Below are 18,191 nucleotides of genomic sequence, written 5' to 3' on the forward strand. Positions count from 1 at the left end.
GCTTATCCTAAGACTGCTACGACTTGACCTTCTACAACTTTATCATTTGTAGCTACATTGATAGATTTGATTACTCCACCTTTTGGTGCAACAACATCTATCTCCATTTTCATAGACTCAAGAATCATGATTACATCACCTTCATTAACGCTCTGACCTGGATTCGCTACGATTTTCCAAACATTACCCGGAAGTAATGCTTTGATATCTACACCTTCACCTGATGCTGCTGCTGGAGCCGCTGCTGCTGGAGCTGCGCTTTCACCATTTACTGCAGTTACTTGGATATCTGCATCACCTTCTGCTACTTGAACACTAAATTTTTGACCATCTACTACTACTGTATAATTTCCACTACCCATATTTGAACTTCCTTCTTCACAATCTTTTTTCATTTCTGAAATTTTACGTACGTTTAATTCGCCTTCACCTTTTAAGAATGCGATACCTTTTTCCTGACAAGCTGCTGCGATAAAGATATTTTCTTCAGTGATCTCGATATCTTCATCTTTAAGTCTGTTAATCCAGCTCTCTAAAGATTTTGCAGGATCAGCATCAGCCAGATCTAAAGCTTTTTCAGTTGTTGGCTCAAGTTTTAACTGCTCTGAAGCAATTTTAACTATCTCTGGATCTGGTTCAACCGGAGTTTTACCAAAGTATCCAAGAACCATTTTTCCATAACCTGGAGCAATTGCTTTCCAAGGACCTTGCATAACATTGTTGAGTGCCTGTTGGAAATAGAACTGTGAAACCGGTGTTACTGATGTACCGTACCCACCTTTTTCTACAACTTCCTGCATTGCAGCAATTACTTCTGGGAATTTTTCCATAATACCATTGTCACGCATCATTTGCGTATTTGCAGTAAGTGCACCACCTGGCATTGGAGAGAATGGAATAATAGGAGAAACCATAGTCGCCTCTGGCGGCATAAAGTAATCTTCAAGACATGCTTGAAGCTCTTTTTCATATGTAAGTATCTTACCAAGCTCTAAACCACCAAGGTCATAGTTCATTCCCTTAGTTGCATGAAGCATAGTTAAGATATCTGGTTGACTTGTCCCACCACTCACAGGACTTGCTGCCATATCGATACCATCAACACCAGCTTCAAGTGCAGCCATGTAAGCAGCTACAGAAACACCGGCAGTTTCATGTGTATGGAGACGAATATGTGTATCATCACCTAAAAGTTTTCTAGCCATTTGAATCGTTTCAAAAACTTTTTGAGGGTTTGAAGTACCACTTGCATCTTTAAAACAGATACTGTCATATGGAAGTCCACTGTCTAAGATATCACGAAGTGTTTTTTCATAGAACTCAACCGTATGTGCACCATGGCATCCTGGTGGGAGATCCATCATTGTAACAACAGCTTCATGCTTAAGACCATGATGTGTAATTCTCTCAGCTGAGTATTTCAGGTTTTCTACATCATTTAAAGCATCAAAGTTACGAATAGTCGTTGCACCATGCTTCTTAAACATTTTTGCATGCAGGTCAATAAGCTCTTTACTACCAGTATCAAGCATTACTGTATTTACACCACGAGCAAGTGTTTGAAGGTTTGCATCTGGTCCAACGATCTTACGGAACTTGTCCATCATCTCAAATGCATCTTCTCTCAGGTAAAAGTAAAGCGATTGAAATCTCGCTCCTCCACCAAACTCGAAGTGAGTAATACCAGCCATTTTAGCCGCTTCAACTGCCGGAAAAAAGTCATCCATTAATACACGACCACCAAAAACTGACTGGAAACCATCTCTAAAAGTTGTATCCATTACATCTATATATTTCTTAGCCATTATAATCCTTAACCTTGTCTATGGTGTGCAATTGCTGCTGTGATTGCTGCAATTATTTTCTTATTGTCTTTTTGTGCACCTGCTTGTTGCATATCCGCACTTGGCTGTGGCTCAGGGAAAAATTTATGTATTACATATGACATTAAATTCATAAATAATATCATTATAATTAGGAATGCGAACACTGTTCCCATTCCTAAAAACATAAATTTAACTCCCTCTATTACGAGGTTAGTCTCCATAAAATTACCTTTATTCATAATTTGTGCAGGTAGTATAGTACAAAGATGTTTAAAGAAAGTTTTTCTTTTACTTAATCTTTTTTAATATTAGAATTCTGTTACTTTTTCGAAGTCTAATCTTTAATTGATATCTTTTTAGATAAAATACTTCTAAGAGAGATAATTTTTCAAGGATTTAACAGTTATGATAGCAGGAATGTATGAACAAGATTTTATTGCATATATGATATTTGGACTTATTCTCAACTTTGTTATGTCGATGATGTTTGGAGTCTATCTAAGCAAAAATATCGGCATGCAGGAGATGATAGAGTCCAAAGGAAATAAAGAGCAGTCCCTGCTTGTTCGTTTAAGTCTTTTTATTCCTTATGCAAAAATGTTTATCACCCTCTACAGAGTAGCTATCTTACAGTTCTTCTTTTTAAACAAAGGCTACACACATAAAGAGTTTTGGATATATATGACAAGTGAGCAGGAAAAAAGTTCCTAAAAAGGCAAAAAATGGATGACTTTAAATTAAAAGTGCTACTCAGTATATTAGGGGGAATTGCCTTCTCTTTTATCTTTATACTGCTTGCCTTTATTCTACCGCCTCAAAAAGAAGAAGTTCAGGTTATCACAAAACCGAAAGGAAAGCTTGAACAGATTTCACAGTCTCTACGTGAGAGATAAAACCCTTAAAGAGAGTTTTTTATCTGTATAAGTTTGATTGTGTCATAGGCACATTTTGGACGAAGTTTTATTGCACATACCTTCAAAGCTTCCAAGCATATAAGCAGGTACTCTAGGTCATCTTTTTTCATAAGCTCATAAAGAAGCACTTCAGCATCTTTTATACGAAGATTTCGGGCTACGCCCAAGTTTTTATGTGCAAGGTCTCTAAAAAGTGTATAATCTAACTCTATCTGATTTGCTTCAGAGTGCTGCAATTTTTCCATATACTCATCAAATTGAATGATCGCTTTTATTATCTGCGCCACATAATCATCCACTAACTGCTCTACCATCTCTTTATCGAGTCCTAGTTCAGCAACAGCTTCTTTTGTATCATACGTATAATTTTGTATCTTAAGATGTGCTAATTTATCTGAAAAGAGAGTATTGCACACTTCTGTAGCACTCTTCTTTAAAAGTTCAACATCATTTGATTCTGCTTCTTTTACAACTGGTTTACGGAAAAAGTTTAATTTATGTAACATAGAAGAAACATATCATATTTCTGTGTTAAAAGTAAATAAAAAGTAAACTAAAAATGGAGAAATAGAAAAAAAACGAATGGGTGCTACAATTACACCCATTCAAAAAAATTATATTGCTTTTGTGATTATGCGGTTGAGTCGCATTGCGAACTCTGCTGTATCATCAAGTTCTCTACCATCAAAGAGTTTTGCCTGATCAAAAAGAACATGCGCAGCATCTTCAATGAGGTTCTGGTCACTTGACTCTTTGAGTTTTGCAATAAGCTCGTGTTTCGGATTGATTTGTAAAATCGGTGCCGGCTCTTCCACATCACCAGCTTGACCCATCTGTTTCATCATCTGAGCCATCATAAATGCCGGATCATCTTTATCAACTTTGAGTGCCACAGGAGAGTCTGTTAGCTCAGTTGTAACCTCGACCTCTTTGACAGCATCACTTAGAGTAGTTTTGAACTCTTTTGCAAGTCCTTCAAACTCTTTTACAAGCTCCTCTTTAGCTTTTTTCTCTTCTTCGCTCTCTTCAAATTTTGCATCAGCTACTGGGATGAGTTTGTACTCTTTGTATTCTGTTACCATTGGGAAGATGATCGTATCTACCTCTTCATTAAGCAAGAGTACATCAATACCACGCGCTTTAAACTTCTCTAAAACAGGAGAGTGTTTGAGCATATCAACAGATGCTTTGTTTGCAAGGTAGTAGATCTCTTTTTTCTGACCCAGGTCACCCTCTCTGACTTCGTCATTCACCTTGTCTTCATCTACATTTTTAACAAACTCAGTAATCGTTGTCATTTCATCAGAGTTAAGCGTGTGGAATTTGAGCAGCTCTAAAATCTTCTCACGGTTTGCAAAGTCGTTATAAAGCCCCTCTTTGAGTACATTTCCAAATTCTTTATAGAAAGTATCATATTTCTCTGGCTCTTTTTCCATCATTTTTCCAAGCTCAGAGAGTACTTTTTTCACTGATGCATTTCTGATTTTTGCCATTACTGGATTTGACTGCAGTATCTCACGTGAGACATTCAGAGGCAAGTCTTTAGAGTCAATCACACCACGTAAGAAACGCAGGTATGTTGGCATAAGCTCTTTGTCATCATCAGTGATAAATACACGGTTGATGTAGAGCTTCACACCTGGTTGATAATCAACTCTGTATATATCCATCGGTGCCTTACTTGGAATGTAAAAGAGTGTCGTATACTCTATAGCACCCTCAGCTTTATGGTGCATCCATTTAAGCGGCTCTTCATTTGAGTGTGCCAATGTTTCATAGAATGAGATGTAATCTTCATCTTTTAGCTCACTCTTAGGAAGTGTCCAGAGTGCATTTGCAGAGTTGATCTGTACATTTTCGATCTCTGTTTTACTTGGTTCGATCTCTTTACCGTCATCATCTGTTTTTGCAGGAATGAACTTCTCTTTGTCCATAAAGATTGGGAATGGAATGTGATTTGAGTACTTTTTCACGATCGCTTCAATGCGATACTCTTCTAAGAACTCACTCTCATCATCTTTGAGATGCAGTGTAATCTCTGTACCATGTCCCTCTTTTGTAGTCTCTTCGATCTCAAACTCACCACTACCGTCACTTACCCATTTGTAAGCCTTCTCTTCACCCGCTTTTTTCGTAACAACCTCTACTTTGTCAGCGACCATAAATGCAGAGTAAAATCCAACACCAAACTGACCGATAAGATGAGAGTCAACTTTTTGATCTCCCGTAAGGTTCTCTAAAAATACTTTTGTACCAGACTTGGCAATCGTTCCGAGGTTGTTCATAAGATCCTCTTCATTCATCCCGATCCCGGTATCTGCAATTGTTAAAAGTTTTGCATCTTTGTCACGTTTAATGTCGATACGTGGATCAAACTTTACCCCTTTATATTTTTCATCTGTTAAAACCAACATATTGAGCTTGTCAAGTGCATCCGATGCATTTGAGATAAGCTCACGCAGGAATATCTCCTTGTTTGAGTAAAGTGAATGTATCATTAATTGTAAAATCTGATTTGCTTCTGTTTGAAATTGATGTTTTGCCATTTTCATAATCCTTTTAATTTTTTAGAGAATTTTAGCAAAAAAAGCTAATAGTTGCAAGTTTTATCAAGAAAGTTTAGTGAATTTGACTAAAGTTACTTTAGTTTTTCCATCTAATTCATCTGGTTTTCTTTTTTTTGGTTATAATCTTATTATGAATAAAGAGTATATAAACCTTATAGAGCCGACGCCAAAACTGCACTCAAAAAAATGTAAACTGATTGCACTGCTGTTGCGCATTTTTTTACAGTATGCCATCTACCCTTTTGGCTTGGCTGTATGGTACTTTTATGACTACTTTATTGCAGGTGCTGCTTTTTTGCTTGGCTTTATCATCATTGGTATCATTCGAGCGAAACTGAGAAACTCGGTCATACCGCTCACGCAACGTGAATACCACTACAGTGATGCAGCCATTGCGGACTGGTACAGTGCCAAAATCTTATGCATGGAGGAAGAAAATGATAGAAAATAAATTTACTGAGGCGATGGACTTTCGCCACGCCTGTAAGGTCTTTGATGAAACAAAAAAGATCCCTGATGAGGAGATGCATTACATCTTGGAGATGGGAAGAAAATCTCCTTCTTCTTTTGGAATGGAAGGGTGGAAGTTTTTAGTCATCACCAATCAAAAGATTAAAGAGAAACTTCGTCCGCTCTGCTGGAATCAGCCACAGATTACTTCTTGTTCTCATTTAGTTGTCATTTTAGCTGCCATTGAGAGTCTCAAACCTCAAAGTGGTATACCTTTAAAAAGATTTGAGCGTAGAAAGATGCCACAAGAGAAACTTGATTCCTATCTAGATCTCTATGCAAAACATCTACAAAAGACACTCAGTTCTGATGAGAACATCTACTGCTGGAGTACACAACAAACCTACATAGCAGCGGCAAATATGATGAGTGCAGCTGCATACATCGGCATAGACTCTTGTCCTATAGAGGGTTTTGAGAAAGATAATGTTGAAAAAGTCCTCGAACTTGATACGAAAAAATACCAAGTAGCACTCATACTGCCTTTTGGCTATAGAATCAAACCACAACCATCACAAATGAGACTTTCCTTTGATGAAGTTGTCGAGTTTATAGAGTAACTTTATGACCGGTGGATTTTTTGCAATATTTGATGACATTGCTTCGCTTTTAGATGATGCAGCAGCGATGAGTAAAGTCGCTACGAAAAAAACAGCCGGCATCCTCGGTGATGACTTAGCCGTCAATGCGCAAAAAGCATCCGGTTTTGCAGCCTCACGTGAGCTTCCGGTTCTTTGGGCCATAACAAAGGGCTCATTTCGAAATAAACTCATCATCTTGCCCATTGCCTTTTTATTCTCAGCCTTTGCACCATGGACAATTGTCCCCATCCTTATGCTTGGTGGTATCTACTTGGCTTATGAAGGTGTGGAGAAGATCTATGAATACATAGCAGATCATAAAGAGAGCAAGAAAGAAACTCAAACTGAGCTCAGTGAAGATGAACTGCTAAAAATCGAAGCCAAAAAAGTAAAATCCGCTATCACAACAGACTTCATCCTCTCCATTGAAATAGTCATCATCGCTCTTGGAACTGTACTAGAACAATCTCTTATGATTCAGATCATTGCTGTTACAGTAGTAGCCTTTTTAGCAACCATAGGCGTCTATGGTTTTGTAGCCCTACTAGTACGTATGGATGATTTCGGGTTTACTCTCATAGAAAAAGCTCAAGATGAAAAGAGCTTCATCCATAAAATCGGCCGTCTGTTAGTAATATCACTACCAAAAGTCATCCGAGCCCTCACAGTCATAGGAACATTTGCAATGCTACTCGTTGCCGGTGGCATCTTTATGCATAATGTTCATCAGATACATGAAGTACTCCACTTTATGCCATCACTACTTGGAGAACTTTTTGTTGGGATTATCGTGGGAAGTATGGCATTTGGAGTACACCTTACTTATATAAAACTTTTTAAACAAACACATATTAAAACTTAAGGGATATTATCTCCTTTTAATGACAATGAAATTTAATTTTGTGATTTAGAGTTGTTTCGGATATAATGTTTGTTAAATTAATATTTACTCTGGACGCTACGCATCCAGAGCAACGAGGTGCAGTTATATTTAAAAGGAATTATACATGACAACTCAAGATATTATAAGTTTATTAGAATCAAATGGTTTTAAATTAAGCGAAGAGAATGATATTCAACATGGAAAACAAATAAAATTTACAAATGGTTCTATAATTAATGTCTTCAATAGTGGAAAAATCACTCCTCACTCCTATGGAGTGGTATAAACCACTCAAAAATGCTTCTATTACAGAACTCAAAAACTATAAATTTATCTGTATGAATACAGGCATAGAATGGGAATCTATTGATTATCACCTCAATATAGAAAGCATGCTTGAAAATTCAATGCAAGATGTTGCATAGGAATATAGTCAATTATACTTACTTCACATAACACAAAGAGTAAGCTACATCTGTCTCAAACCAGATTTTCATTGCCTCTTTTATGCCAAGTTCTTTTCTTGTATCTTCTTCTAAATTTTTCGAGATTTTCATCACGCCCTTATTAAAGATATATGGCATTGAGATGGTTTTTTCTTTATCATCATATTGAAATTTTACGATAAAAAGACCTGTTTTTGGTTTTCCTTTGATGCGTTTGTTTGGTTTATAGTCAAGGACTTCTGCTGAGAGTTTTTTTGCTTTTGCAGGCACTTCAACTTCAAGCTTTGCACCGACAAAAAGCTCACGAAAGTTTTTTCCGACTTTTTCATTTGGTGTGTATTTTACTGTTTCGAGTTTTACATCATTGTAACCGACTTTTACGATACCGCTTTGCGTGAGGGTGCACCCTCCGATTTTCCCCATTTCAACTGCGTAAAGTGATGAGATAAACAACAAAATCATTAAAAATATTTTCTGCATAAATAGTTCCTTACTATTTTTTTATGATTATATCATAAGCCCCTATTAACCCCCTAAGTGCTATTATTACAAAAACTAAAAAAAGTAAACTGTTTATGGCATTAATCGACCTGCAAAAAGTATCAAAACACTATTCGGCACAAAAAATTCTTACAGAAGTTGACTTTCATGTTGATGAGGGTGAGCGTATCGTTATCATCGGCAAAAATGGAAGTGGAAAATCTACTCTTATGAAGATAGTCAATGGTTCTTTGGAACCTGATGGCGGTAAACGCATTGTCCAAAATGACCTTGAGATCAAGATGCTCGACCAGCGTCCAGAGTTTGAAGAAGGACACTCTGTGCGTGAGGCTGTTGAAGCAGGACTTACAGAGATAAATGCTGCAAAAGAGCGTTACAATGAGCTCTCTTACCTGCTTGCAGAGGATTTTGAAAACAAAATCTTACTTGATGAGCATGAAAAGCTTTCACGCTACATCGAACATCACAATGCCTGGAACTTAGATGACAAGATAGAACGTATCATCCAACACTTTCAGCTAAAACCTTACGAGCACAAGCCAGTAGCACTGCTCAGTGGTGGAGAACAGCGCCGTGTCGCACTTGCATCACTGCTCCTGCAAAAACCAGATGTCCTACTCCTTGATGAGCCTACCAACCACCTTGATGTCTATATGGTTGAATTCTTAGAAGAGCTTTTACTCAAGGAAAAGTTTACCCTTGTCTTTATCTCTCACGACCGTTACTTCATAGACCGTGTTGCAACAAAGTCTGTGGAGGTTGAAGATTGTAAACTGCGTGAATATCGTGGCGGATACAATGACTACCTGCAACAAAAACAGGAGTACCTCAGAACCCTGCAAAAACAGCATGAAAATCTCTTAGGACTGCTCAAGCGTGAAAATGAGTGGTTTGCAAGAGGTGTAAGAGCACGTCTGAAGCGTAATGAAGGACGAAAAGAGCGTCTGATGCAGTTGCGTGAGGCTGCAAAAACAAATCCGACAAAGATTCGCAAGATGAGTGTTGAGTTGCAGCGTGAGGCAAAGCATTTTAACCGTGACAAAAGTGTCAATAAGCAAAAAATGCTCTTTGAAGTAAAAAATCTAGGGCTGAAACTCGGTGACAAAGAACTCCTGCGTGACTTCTCAACAAGAATCCTCCAAAAAGATGTCATCGCTATCGTCGGACCAAACGGCAGTGGAAAATCAACCCTCTTAAAGGCTCTGCTTGGGCGTATAGAGCCAACAAGTGGAAAGATTAAACGTGGAGAGTTCAAAGTTGGCTATTTCGACCAGCATCGTGAGATGCTTGATGATGATAAAAACCTCATCGAGACTTTCTGTCCGCATGGAGGTGATAGAGTCAATGTACGTGGCAGTGACCTACATGTTTACGGATATCTTAAAAACTTCCTCTTCCCACGTGAGTTTTTAGACAAGAAGATAGGTGTTCTCAGCGGTGGCGAGAAAAACAGAGTTGCCCTTGCCCTGCTCTTTACACAAGATGTTGATATCTTGATACTCGATGAGCCTACAAATGACCTCGACATCCCGACTATCAACATTTTAGAAGAACAGTTAACAAACTTTGCAGGTGCCGTCATTATCGTTTCTCACGATAGATACTTTGTTGACAAGATTGCAAAAAAACTCTTTATCTTTAAACCAAACAAGACCATAGAAGAGTCTTATCAGGACTACTCTGAGTACCTTGAGTTGGAAAAAGAACTCCATGAATTAGAAGATATGGAGAAAGAGGCAACAACAGTCAAACCAAAAGAGCAAAAAAGAGAGAAACCAAAAGTCCTCAAACTCACCTACAAAGAAAAAATTGCACTTGAGAAACTCCCCTTAGAGATAGAAGAGTTAGAGCTGCTTATGGAAGAGAAGAACAACTGTTTAGCAGATCCTAACTGCTACGAGGAGATCAGCATTACTGCGCTTGCAAAAGAGTTGGCAGATATAGAAGCAGAGTATGAAGAAAAAGTAGAAGAACTGTTGACGATTCAAGAAAAAGAGGAAGAGATCAATGCGCAAGAGAACTAAAAATGCCCACTATAAACAACTCTTCGTTTTTGCCTTTGGTTTACTTCTTTGGTTTTTACCCACTCCTGCTGGATTAACACCAGAAGCATGGCACCTCTTTAGCATCTTTATCTCTATTATCTTAGCAGTCATCATTGAAGCAACTTCTATCTTCACAGCTTCCATCATCGGTCTTGGCTTTGTTATCATAACCCATACACTTACTGCAAAGCAGGCATACAGTGGATTTTCCCAAGGCTTTATCCTTCTTATTATCGTTGCTTTTTTAATCGCTCGTGGCGTTATCAAGTCAGGTCTTGGTAAACGCATAGCCTTTTTAATCATCAAACGTTTTGGTAAATCCTCTCTTGGACTTGGATACTCCATAGTAGCTGCAGATATGTTCATCGCTCCTGCATTTCCAAGCAATACTGCCCGCTCAGGTGTCCTCTACCCAATTGTGCAGGCTCTCTCTTCGGATAGCGGCTCGAAAGTAGCCGATGGCACACGAAAAAAGCTTGGATCTTACCTTATGATGACTTCCATGGCAGGACTTACCATATCTTCAGCTATGTGGCTTACAGCAATGGCTGCAAATCCTGCCGGAGCGAAGATGGCAAAAGAGTTTGGTGTTGAGATAAGTTATGGTTCATGGGCTCTTGCATCACTGGCACCTTCACTTGTAGCATTTATTGTCATTCCATGGCTGCTTTTTAAAATCTTTCCACCCGAACTCAAAGAGACTCCTGATGCTCCACGTATTGCCCAGGAACAATTAGAACATATGGGAAATGTTCATAAAAATGAGTATATTATGGGCTTTACTTTCATTGCTATGATAACACTTTGGATATTTTCAGACTCACTGGGTCTTGACAAAACTGCCATTGCTTTTTTAGGTCTTGGCATCTTAATGCTGAGTAATATCTTTACACTCGATGACCTAGCACATGAAGGGCGAGCGCTTGGAACACTCATCTGGTTTGGAACGCTCTATGCCATGAGTAGCTATCTCAATGAATTTGGCTTTATGTCATGGCTTGGTGCCCATATCTCAACACTTATCATGGGACAGAGCTGGGTGATAGTCTATGTAGGACTTGTGCTTGGTTATGTCTTTATACACTACTTTTTTGTATCACAAACAGCACAAATGCTGGCTCTTTTTTCTGTATTTTTAGGTGTTGGTGTGAGTGCTGGAGTACCCGCAGAGATGCTTGCACTTATGCTTCTTTTTGCAACGAACTTCAATGCAGTCATCACACCGCAAGGATCTAGTGCCAATGTCATTTATCTGAGTTCTGGATATATTGAGAGTCGTGAGGTTTATAAATACGGAGGGCTTGTAACACTTGCCAACACCATTATCTATCTTGGTGTTGGAACTGCGTGGATGATGCTTATTTTATAGCATCATCATAAAAAATTATTTATGCGCGTCTTTGAGTGAGTCTGCGATTAAAAATGCAAGCTCTAAAGACTGATCAGCGTTAAGGCGTGGGTCACAGTGTGTATGATAACGAGAACTTAAGTCCTCTTCTGTTACCGTAAAGCTTCCTCCGATACACTCAGTTACATTCTTACCTGTCATCTCCAAGTGAACACCGCCACCAAAAGTACCTTCTGCTTTGTGAACCTGGAAGAACTGTTTCATCTCAGTTAAGATATCATCAACCGGACGTGTTTTATAGTTGTTCGAAGATTTGATAGTGTTACCATGCATCGGATCACATGACCATACAACATTCAGTCCTTCTCTCTCGATAGCACGGATAAGTTGTGGCATATGCTCAGCAACTTTGTTCGCACCCATACGAACGATGATGTTCAGACGTCCCGCTTCATTATCAGGGTTCACTGCATTTGCAAGACGTACTAAATCATCAGGGTCCATAGATGGTCCAGCTTTGATACCGATAGGGTTTTTAATACCTTTCATATACTCAACATGCGCACCGTCTAGTTGACGTGTTCTGTCCCCTATCCAAACCATATGTGCTGCTACATTGTACCAGTCACCTGTGATAGAGTCTTTACGAGTGAACGCTTCCTCATAAGGAAGTAAAAGTGCTTCATGTGATGTATAGAAGTCAGTCTCACGCAGTGTTCTGTATGTTTTTGAAGTAACACCACATGCTTCCATAAATTTGAGTGATTTTTCGATATCTTCTGCTAGTTTTTCATACTTTTCACTTACTTCGGATTTATGAGCAAAATCAAGATTCCATTTACTCACCTGATGCAAGTCAGCTAAACCACCCGATGCAAATGCACGAAGGAGGTTTTGTGTCGCAGTTGCCTGATTATACGCTTTTATCATACGCTCAGGGTCTGGAACACGTGCTTTTTCATTGAACTCAATACCATTGATGATATCTCCACGATATGAATCAAGTGTAATACCCCCTTGCGTTTCCGTATCAGATGAACGAGGTTTTGCAAACTGCCCGCCAAGACGGCCTACTTTTACAACAGGAAGCCCACCAGCATATGTCATAACAACTGCCATCTGCATCAATGCTTTAAAAGTATCACGGATATTATCTGCGTGAAATTCAGAGAAACTCTCTGCACAGTCCCCGCCTTGAAGTAAAAATGCTTTGCCCTCTGCAACATTTGCAAGTTGCTCTTTTAAAGAGCGTGCTTCTCCCGCAAAAACAAGTGGCGGATAATGTTTGAGTTCATTTAAAACAGCATCAAGTTTTGCTTTGTCCGGGTATGTCGGTTGTTGTAAAATTGGTTTTTCTCTCCAAGAAGATGGACTCCAAGTACTCATTGTCTAAACCTTATCTATAAATAATTTTTGCAATTTTATCCAAATATAGATAAAATAGCTATGATAAAAGCTATTTTTATGATTAAATGAGTATAATCGCATATCTAAAATAACCATTTTATTGGGAGAATTATGAAAAAAGATGATTTGAAATCTTTGGTTTCACAAATGCATAAAGAGCTACTCAATAATATTGACTCCCAAAAAGAAGTTAATAAAGAGATGCTTATTTCTTACCTGACAGATGCGATAAAAAGCATTAAGAAAATCCATGATGACGAGATAGACTCTATCGAACATGCCAAACTTGCTTTTACCAATGCCTACAAAGAAATCGCACAAAAAAGTATATCTTCTTACAAACATACAAACGGTAAATTTGAAGAGTTGAGCAAACTACACAAGATGACACTTGATGAAGCAAAAGATCATCTCATTGATATTCCAAATATAACAGAAAAGTTCGATGAGATTCAGTCATATATGCTAGAAGAGGTAGAAAAGGCAAACGCTATTATTTCCCAACTGACACACCAGATAAAAGAGTTGGAAGATGACTCCAATCTTGATGCATTAACGAAGGTTTTTAACCGCCGGGCACTTGAGCGATACCTAAAAAAAATCATGCAAAAAGGCTCTCTTAAACATGAACTCTACTTGCTTATCTTAGATATTGACGACTTTAAAAGTGTCAATGATATGTATGGTCATATTGTGGGAGATAAAGTTCTTATTTTTATAGCCAACCTTTTACGTTCTACACTGCGTGATGGTGATAAGATATTCCGTTACGGCGGAGAGGAGTTCGTAATCATTCTCAACCGAATTACAAAAGAGAAATGTCAAGAGATTACACAGAGAATTCTTCAGACAATCAGCACCAGTAAACTCATATACAAAGACAACTCTGTCAATGTAACTACCAGTATCGGTGTTACAAAATATATAGAAGGGGATACCCCAGATTCACTTATAGACAGAGCAGACAAGGCACTCTATCATTCAAAAGAGCGTGGAAAAAATCAACTGAATATGGAATTTACAAATGGACATTAATTATTTTGACCTTATAGCAGCCATAATTATTCTGCTTCTTGGGTTAAAAGGCATTCTAAATGGCTTTTTTAAAGAGCTTTTTGGACTTATCGGCATTATTGGCGGTATCTTTGTAGCTTCACGTGTAGGTGACAGTGTCGGAGAGCACCTCAGCGAACTTATCTTTAACTTTTCAAACCATGCAGCTATCAGCTTTACAGGTTTTTTAGTAACGCTTACACTTTTTTGGATAGTCATGATTGCCATAGGCTATGTGTTTAAAAAGCTCAGTGTTATGAGTGGGCTTGGTATATTTGACAGAATATTGGGCTTTATTTTTGGCGCGAGCAAATTCTTTTTGATTGCTGCAGTTATTGCTTTTGCCGTAAACAATGTCAAAGCATTCAAACCGACACTTGACTCTGCATTTTCAAACTCGGTTCTTTTCCCTGTACTTGTCTCTACAGGTGGGTTCATCATGAAAATAGACCCAAGTGATGTTACACAAGATATCAATAACTCTGTAGAAGATGCGACACGAAAGGTTTCTGATACGATTCAAGAAAAAACCGAAGAGCTTGCTCAGGAAAAACTTCAGGAAAATATCCAAGAAATAAAAAACGAGTTGAAAAAAGAGAATTGATATGCCAAATGTAACAACAAACTTTAAATACAGAACAATTGAGTATAAACAACTTTTAGAGGATTTTAAAACACTGCTCAAAAAAAACAATCTCAAGTTTACTATCCAGAGAGAAGTGATCTTAGAAACACTCTATAATTCAAACGAACATCTTACTCCTGAAGCTCTGCACCACTTGATTCAAGAGAGACACCCTAATCTAAAAACAGGAATTGCAACGGTTTACAGAACACTTTCACTTTTAGAAGACTCAAATGTTGTCACTTCACTCTCATTCGGTGCACAGGGAAAGAAATACGAACTTGGTGCCAAAGAGCATCATGACCACCTTATTTGCACAGAATGTGGCGAGATTACCGAATTTGTAGATGAGCAGATAGAAAAACGCCAACATGCCATTACAGATGAGCTTGGCTTTAAAATGTTAGACCACTCTATGCAGATTTACGGTATTTGTAAAAAGTGTCAAGAAAAAACAAATAAATAAAGGAAAATTAATTGTTTAGTAACAAATTCATTCAACAAAGAATTGAAAAAGCAAATGTTTTAAGAGAAGCGGAAATAAATCCGTATGCAAACAACTCACGAAGAAATACAACAGTAGAAAAATTTTTAAATGTAAACTCGGATATTGAACAAAAAGAGAACAAACGTGATGAAAACCGCATCTATACAGTAAGCGGACGTATTAAATTTTTACGTATTATGGGAAAAGCAAGCTTTGTAAAGATTGAAGATGAGAGTGGGATGCTGCAAGTCTATGTTGCACGTGACAATCTTCCTGAAGGTTTTTACAACACTATATTCAAGAAAAATATCGAAGTTGGAGATATCATTGAAGTAGAGGGCTACCCTTTTGTTACGGGAAAAGGTGAGCTATCGCTTCATGTAAATGATTTTAGAATTCTTACAAAAGCCATCTCTCCGCTTCCAGAGAAATTTCATGGTATTACAGACAAAGAAGTACGTTACAGAAAACGTTATCTTGATCTGATTATGAATGCCGAAGTAAGAAAAACATTCCAAATTCGTTCTAAAGTAATCTCTTTGACACGCCGTTTCTTTGAAGATAAAGGTTTCTTGGAAGTTGAGACTCCTATGATGCACCCAATCGCCGGTGGAGCAAATGCAAAACCATTTGTGACACACCATAATGCACTTGGTGTTGACAGATACCTTAGAATCGCACCGGAACTTTATCTAAAACGTCTCATCGTTGGTGGTTTTGAAGCAGTGTTTGAGATCAACAGAAACTTTAGAAATGAAGGGATGGATGCAACACACAATCCAGAATTTACTTCAATTGAATTCTACTGGGCATATAAAACGTATAAAGACCTCATAGAAATCACAAAAGAGTATTTTCAATATCTTTTTGAGCATTTAGACCTGCCAACACTGCTGCCTTATGGAGACTTGGAAGTAAACTTTGAAAACTTTACTGAGATTCCTCTTATTGAATCACTGACAAAAATCGGTGGTGTACCAGCTGATATCGTTAATGATAAAGAAAAGATCATTGCTTACCTTAAAGAGAAAAATATTGATGTCAATGAAGCAATGAATCTCGGACAACTGCAAGGTGAACTTTTTGATGAGTTCGTTGAAGAAAAACTCATTGACCCTACTTTTATCACAGAATACCCGGTAGAGATCTCTCCACTTGCTCGAAGAAGTGATGAAAATCCTGCTATTACAGAGAGATTTGAGCTTTTCATAGCAGGACGCGAAATTGCAAATGCATTCTCAGAACTTAACGATCCACTTGACCAGTTAGAGCGTTTTGAAGGTCAGATGGCAGCAAAAGATTGTGGAGATGATGAAGCTCATGCTATGGATACAGATTTTGTTGAAGCACTCAGTTATGGTATGGCACCAACTGCAGGACAGGGAATCGGAATAGACAGACTTGTAATGCTACTGACAAATGAGCACAGCATCCGTGATGTACTCCTCTTCCCTGCTATGAAACCATTAACACAAGATATTTGTGAGGAAGATGAAGAAGAGAAGTAAAGACTTCTCCTCTACTCTCTTTTAATAAAGAAGAGAGTTTGATCCCTCTAGCACATAGCTTTTATCCTCTATAACTTCTGCAGTTTTATTTTCCCTAAAATCAAAGTTTGGTAATTTCTTTTCTAAATACGAAGTGTCAAATACCCCTGCTCTAAAATCTTCATCATTAACGATTGCTTTATGTAATGGTATATTTGTAATGATACCGTCAATATAGAACTCATCAAGTGCGCGCATAGCTTTTTTCACGACACCATCCCATTCAAGAGCGTAAACAATCAGTTTTCCAATCATAGAGTCATAATTTGTCACAATATCATAACCCGCATAGATACTTGTATCAAGACGTACTCCAGGACCACCCGGCGCCATATAGTTGACAATTTTTCCAACTGTCGGCATAAAGTTTTTCTCCGGGTTTTCGCTGTTGATCCTAAACTCGATCGCATAGCCTTTAAAGCTTATCTGATCTTGTCTATATTTCAGCTTATCTCCACCGGCTATCTCTATCATTCTTTGAATGATATCTATCCCTGAGATAATCTCTGTTACAGGATGTTCTACCTGAACACGTGTGTTCATCTCTATAAAATAGACATTATCTTGATCATCTACCAAAAACTCAACTGTACCTACATTTTCATAGCCTATCTTTTTCACGGCATCGACGGCAATAGTGTAGAGTTTTTCTCTTGTTGCATCATTGAGCCTTGGACTAGGTGCTATCTCAACGACTTTTTGATGTCTTCTTTGAATGGAGCAATCACGCTCACCCAGATGGACAACATTTCCAAACTTGTCTGCAACAATCTGTACTTCAATATGACGAGGATTTTGGACATACTTTTCAATGAAAACATCACCTTTTCCAAAGTACTTCTTTGCTTCATTCGTAGCGGAATCAAAGAGCTCTTGAAATTCTGCTTCACTATGAACGATTCGCATACCCCGGCCACCACCGCCAAATGCAGCTTTGATGATAACTGGAAATCCTATCTCTTTGGCAATTTTCTCACCCTCCTGAGCAGTGATTACAGGTTCAACTGTACCTTCGAGGATAGGAACACCTACATTTTTCATAGCAGTTTTTGAAGCCATCTTATCACCAAAGAGTGCAATATGTTCCGTCCGTGGGCCTATAAAAATGATATCATTCTCTTGACACGCCTCGGCAAATTCAGCGCTCTCTGATAAAAATCCATAGCCTGGATGAATGGCGTCACAGCGCAATCTTTTTGCAATATCGATAATTTTATCAACATCCAGATATGCTTCAACAGGATTGCCATCTATCTTGTATGAAAGATCAGCTTTTTTTACCCAGACACCCTCTGCATCCACTTCTGAAAATATTGCAACACTTTTAATTTGCAACTCTTTACATGCACGGATAATTCGCAGTGCTATCTCTCCTCTGTTGGCAATCAAAATTCTTTTTATTGTATTCATATTTTTCCTTTTTCATTGTATTCTACAATTATAGAACTAAA

At 38.1% G+C, this 18,191-nt stretch carries 19 protein-coding genes; 12 read left to right on the forward strand and 7 right to left on the reverse strand.

The window, feature by feature from the left end:
- Positions 1-2: 2 nt before the first annotated feature.
- Positions 3-1,805: a biotin/lipoyl-containing protein gene (locus tag ES948_RS04795; protein WP_152183808.1), complete on the reverse strand. Its 1,803-nt coding sequence runs from the start codon at positions 1,803-1,805 to the stop codon at positions 3-5.
- Positions 1,806-1,813: 8 nt separating this feature from the next.
- Positions 1,814-2,065, reverse strand: a complete 252-nt coding sequence (locus ES948_RS04800; protein ID WP_343029872.1) for an OadG family protein — start codon at positions 2,063-2,065, stop codon at positions 1,814-1,816.
- A gap of 166 nt (positions 2,066-2,231) precedes the next feature.
- Here ES948_RS04800 and ES948_RS04805 point away from each other — a divergent pair, with 166 nt between their 5' ends.
- A complete protein-coding gene (locus tag ES948_RS04805; RefSeq protein WP_152183810.1) occupies positions 2,232-2,537 on the forward strand; it encodes a hypothetical protein in 306 nt (101 codons plus the stop codon).
- An 11-nt stretch (positions 2,538-2,548) separates the two neighbouring features.
- Positions 2,549-2,719 carry a hypothetical protein gene (locus ES948_RS10845; RefSeq protein ID WP_188109452.1) on the forward strand — a complete coding sequence of 57 codons (171 nt, stop codon included), beginning with the start codon at positions 2,549-2,551 and terminating at the stop codon, positions 2,717-2,719.
- A gap of 5 nt (positions 2,720-2,724) precedes the next feature.
- Here the strand turns inward: ES948_RS10845 and ES948_RS04810 are convergent, their stop codons facing one another.
- Both ES948_RS04810 and htpG read right to left on the reverse strand, forming a co-directional pair.
- Entirely contained in the window at positions 2,725-3,246 is a 522-nt protein-coding gene (locus ES948_RS04810) for a hypothetical protein (RefSeq protein ID WP_188109453.1), read from the reverse strand.
- A gap of 108 nt (positions 3,247-3,354) precedes the next feature.
- On the reverse strand, positions 3,355-5,286 hold the full coding sequence (gene htpG / locus ES948_RS04815; RefSeq protein WP_152183811.1) for a molecular chaperone HtpG: 1,932 nt from the start codon (positions 5,284-5,286) through the stop codon (positions 3,355-3,357).
- A 151-nt stretch (positions 5,287-5,437) separates the two neighbouring features.
- On the opposite strand from htpG, the gene ES948_RS04820 reads away from it, so the two are divergent.
- The 4 genes from ES948_RS04820 to ES948_RS04835 all read left to right on the forward strand — a co-directional run bounded on the left by ES948_RS04820 (position 5,438) and on the right by ES948_RS04835 (position 7,706).
- The gene (locus ES948_RS04820; RefSeq protein ID WP_152183812.1) at positions 5,438-5,758 is read left to right on the forward strand and encodes a hypothetical protein; all 321 of its coding nucleotides are present in this window, start codon (positions 5,438-5,440) and stop codon (positions 5,756-5,758) included.
- A complete protein-coding gene (locus ES948_RS04825) occupies positions 5,748-6,377 on the forward strand; it encodes an NAD(P)H-dependent oxidoreductase (protein WP_152183897.1) in 630 nt (209 codons plus the stop codon). The genes ES948_RS04820 and ES948_RS04825 overlap by 11 nt, the downstream gene beginning before the upstream one ends.
- Positions 6,378-6,381: 4 nt before the next feature.
- On the forward strand, positions 6,382-7,260 hold the full coding sequence (locus ES948_RS04830; RefSeq protein ID WP_152183813.1) for a DUF808 domain-containing protein: 879 nt from the start codon (positions 6,382-6,384) through the stop codon (positions 7,258-7,260).
- Between the two features lie 257 nt (positions 7,261-7,517).
- Positions 7,518-7,706: a DUF2442 domain-containing protein gene (locus ES948_RS04835; protein WP_152183814.1), complete on the forward strand. Its 189-nt coding sequence runs from the start codon at positions 7,518-7,520 to the stop codon at positions 7,704-7,706.
- 18 nt (positions 7,707-7,724) lie between these two features.
- Here the strand turns inward: ES948_RS04835 and ES948_RS04840 are convergent, their stop codons facing one another.
- A complete protein-coding gene (locus ES948_RS04840) occupies positions 7,725-8,207 on the reverse strand; it encodes a hypothetical protein (protein ID WP_152183815.1) in 483 nt (160 codons plus the stop codon).
- A gap of 95 nt (positions 8,208-8,302) precedes the next feature.
- Here ES948_RS04840 and abc-f point away from each other — a divergent pair, with 95 nt between their 5' ends.
- Both abc-f and ES948_RS04850 read left to right on the forward strand, forming a co-directional pair.
- A complete protein-coding gene (gene abc-f / locus ES948_RS04845; RefSeq protein WP_152183816.1) occupies positions 8,303-10,252 on the forward strand; it encodes a ribosomal protection-like ABC-F family protein in 1,950 nt (649 codons plus the stop codon).
- Positions 10,236-11,642, forward strand: a complete 1,407-nt coding sequence (locus tag ES948_RS04850) for a DASS family sodium-coupled anion symporter (RefSeq protein ID WP_152183817.1) — start codon at positions 10,236-10,238, stop codon at positions 11,640-11,642. The genes abc-f and ES948_RS04850 overlap by 17 nt, the downstream gene beginning before the upstream one ends.
- 15 nt (positions 11,643-11,657) lie before the next feature.
- On the opposite strand, the gene ES948_RS04855 is transcribed toward ES948_RS04850, so the two are convergent.
- Positions 11,658-13,007: a class II 3-deoxy-7-phosphoheptulonate synthase gene (locus ES948_RS04855; RefSeq protein ID WP_152183818.1), complete on the reverse strand. Its 1,350-nt coding sequence runs from the start codon at positions 13,005-13,007 to the stop codon at positions 11,658-11,660.
- Positions 13,008-13,139: 132 nt separating this feature from the next.
- On the opposite strand from ES948_RS04855, the gene ES948_RS04860 reads away from it, so the two are divergent.
- Genes ES948_RS04860 through lysS form a run of 4 tightly spaced genes read left to right on the forward strand, consistent with a single transcriptional unit; the run spans position 13,140 to position 16,701 of the window.
- Positions 13,140-14,063: a GGDEF domain-containing protein gene (locus ES948_RS04860; RefSeq protein WP_152183819.1), complete on the forward strand. Its 924-nt coding sequence runs from the start codon at positions 13,140-13,142 to the stop codon at positions 14,061-14,063.
- Positions 14,053-14,685 (forward strand): CvpA family protein, encoded by a 633-nt coding sequence (locus ES948_RS04865; RefSeq protein WP_152183820.1) that lies wholly within the window; start codon positions 14,053-14,055, stop codon positions 14,683-14,685. Before ES948_RS04860 ends, ES948_RS04865 begins: the two co-directional genes overlap by 11 nt.
- Before the next feature lies 1 nt (position 14,686).
- Positions 14,687-15,172, forward strand: a complete 486-nt coding sequence (locus ES948_RS04870; protein ID WP_152183821.1) for a Fur family transcriptional regulator — start codon at positions 14,687-14,689, stop codon at positions 15,170-15,172.
- An 11-nt stretch (positions 15,173-15,183) separates the two neighbouring features.
- Positions 15,184-16,701, forward strand: a complete 1,518-nt coding sequence (gene lysS, locus ES948_RS04875; protein ID WP_152183822.1) for a lysine--tRNA ligase — start codon at positions 15,184-15,186, stop codon at positions 16,699-16,701.
- 21 nt (positions 16,702-16,722) lie between these two features.
- Here lysS and ES948_RS04880 read toward each other — a convergent pair whose 3' ends face one another.
- Positions 16,723-18,150, reverse strand: a complete 1,428-nt coding sequence (locus tag ES948_RS04880; RefSeq protein ID WP_152183823.1) for an acetyl-CoA carboxylase biotin carboxylase subunit — start codon at positions 18,148-18,150, stop codon at positions 16,723-16,725.
- Between the last annotated feature and the right edge of the window lie 41 nt (positions 18,151-18,191).

Source organism: Sulfurimonas indica (genome assembly GCF_009192995.1).
GTDB classification, from domain to species: domain Bacteria; phylum Campylobacterota; class Campylobacteria; order Campylobacterales; family Sulfurimonadaceae; genus Sulfurimonas; species Sulfurimonas indica.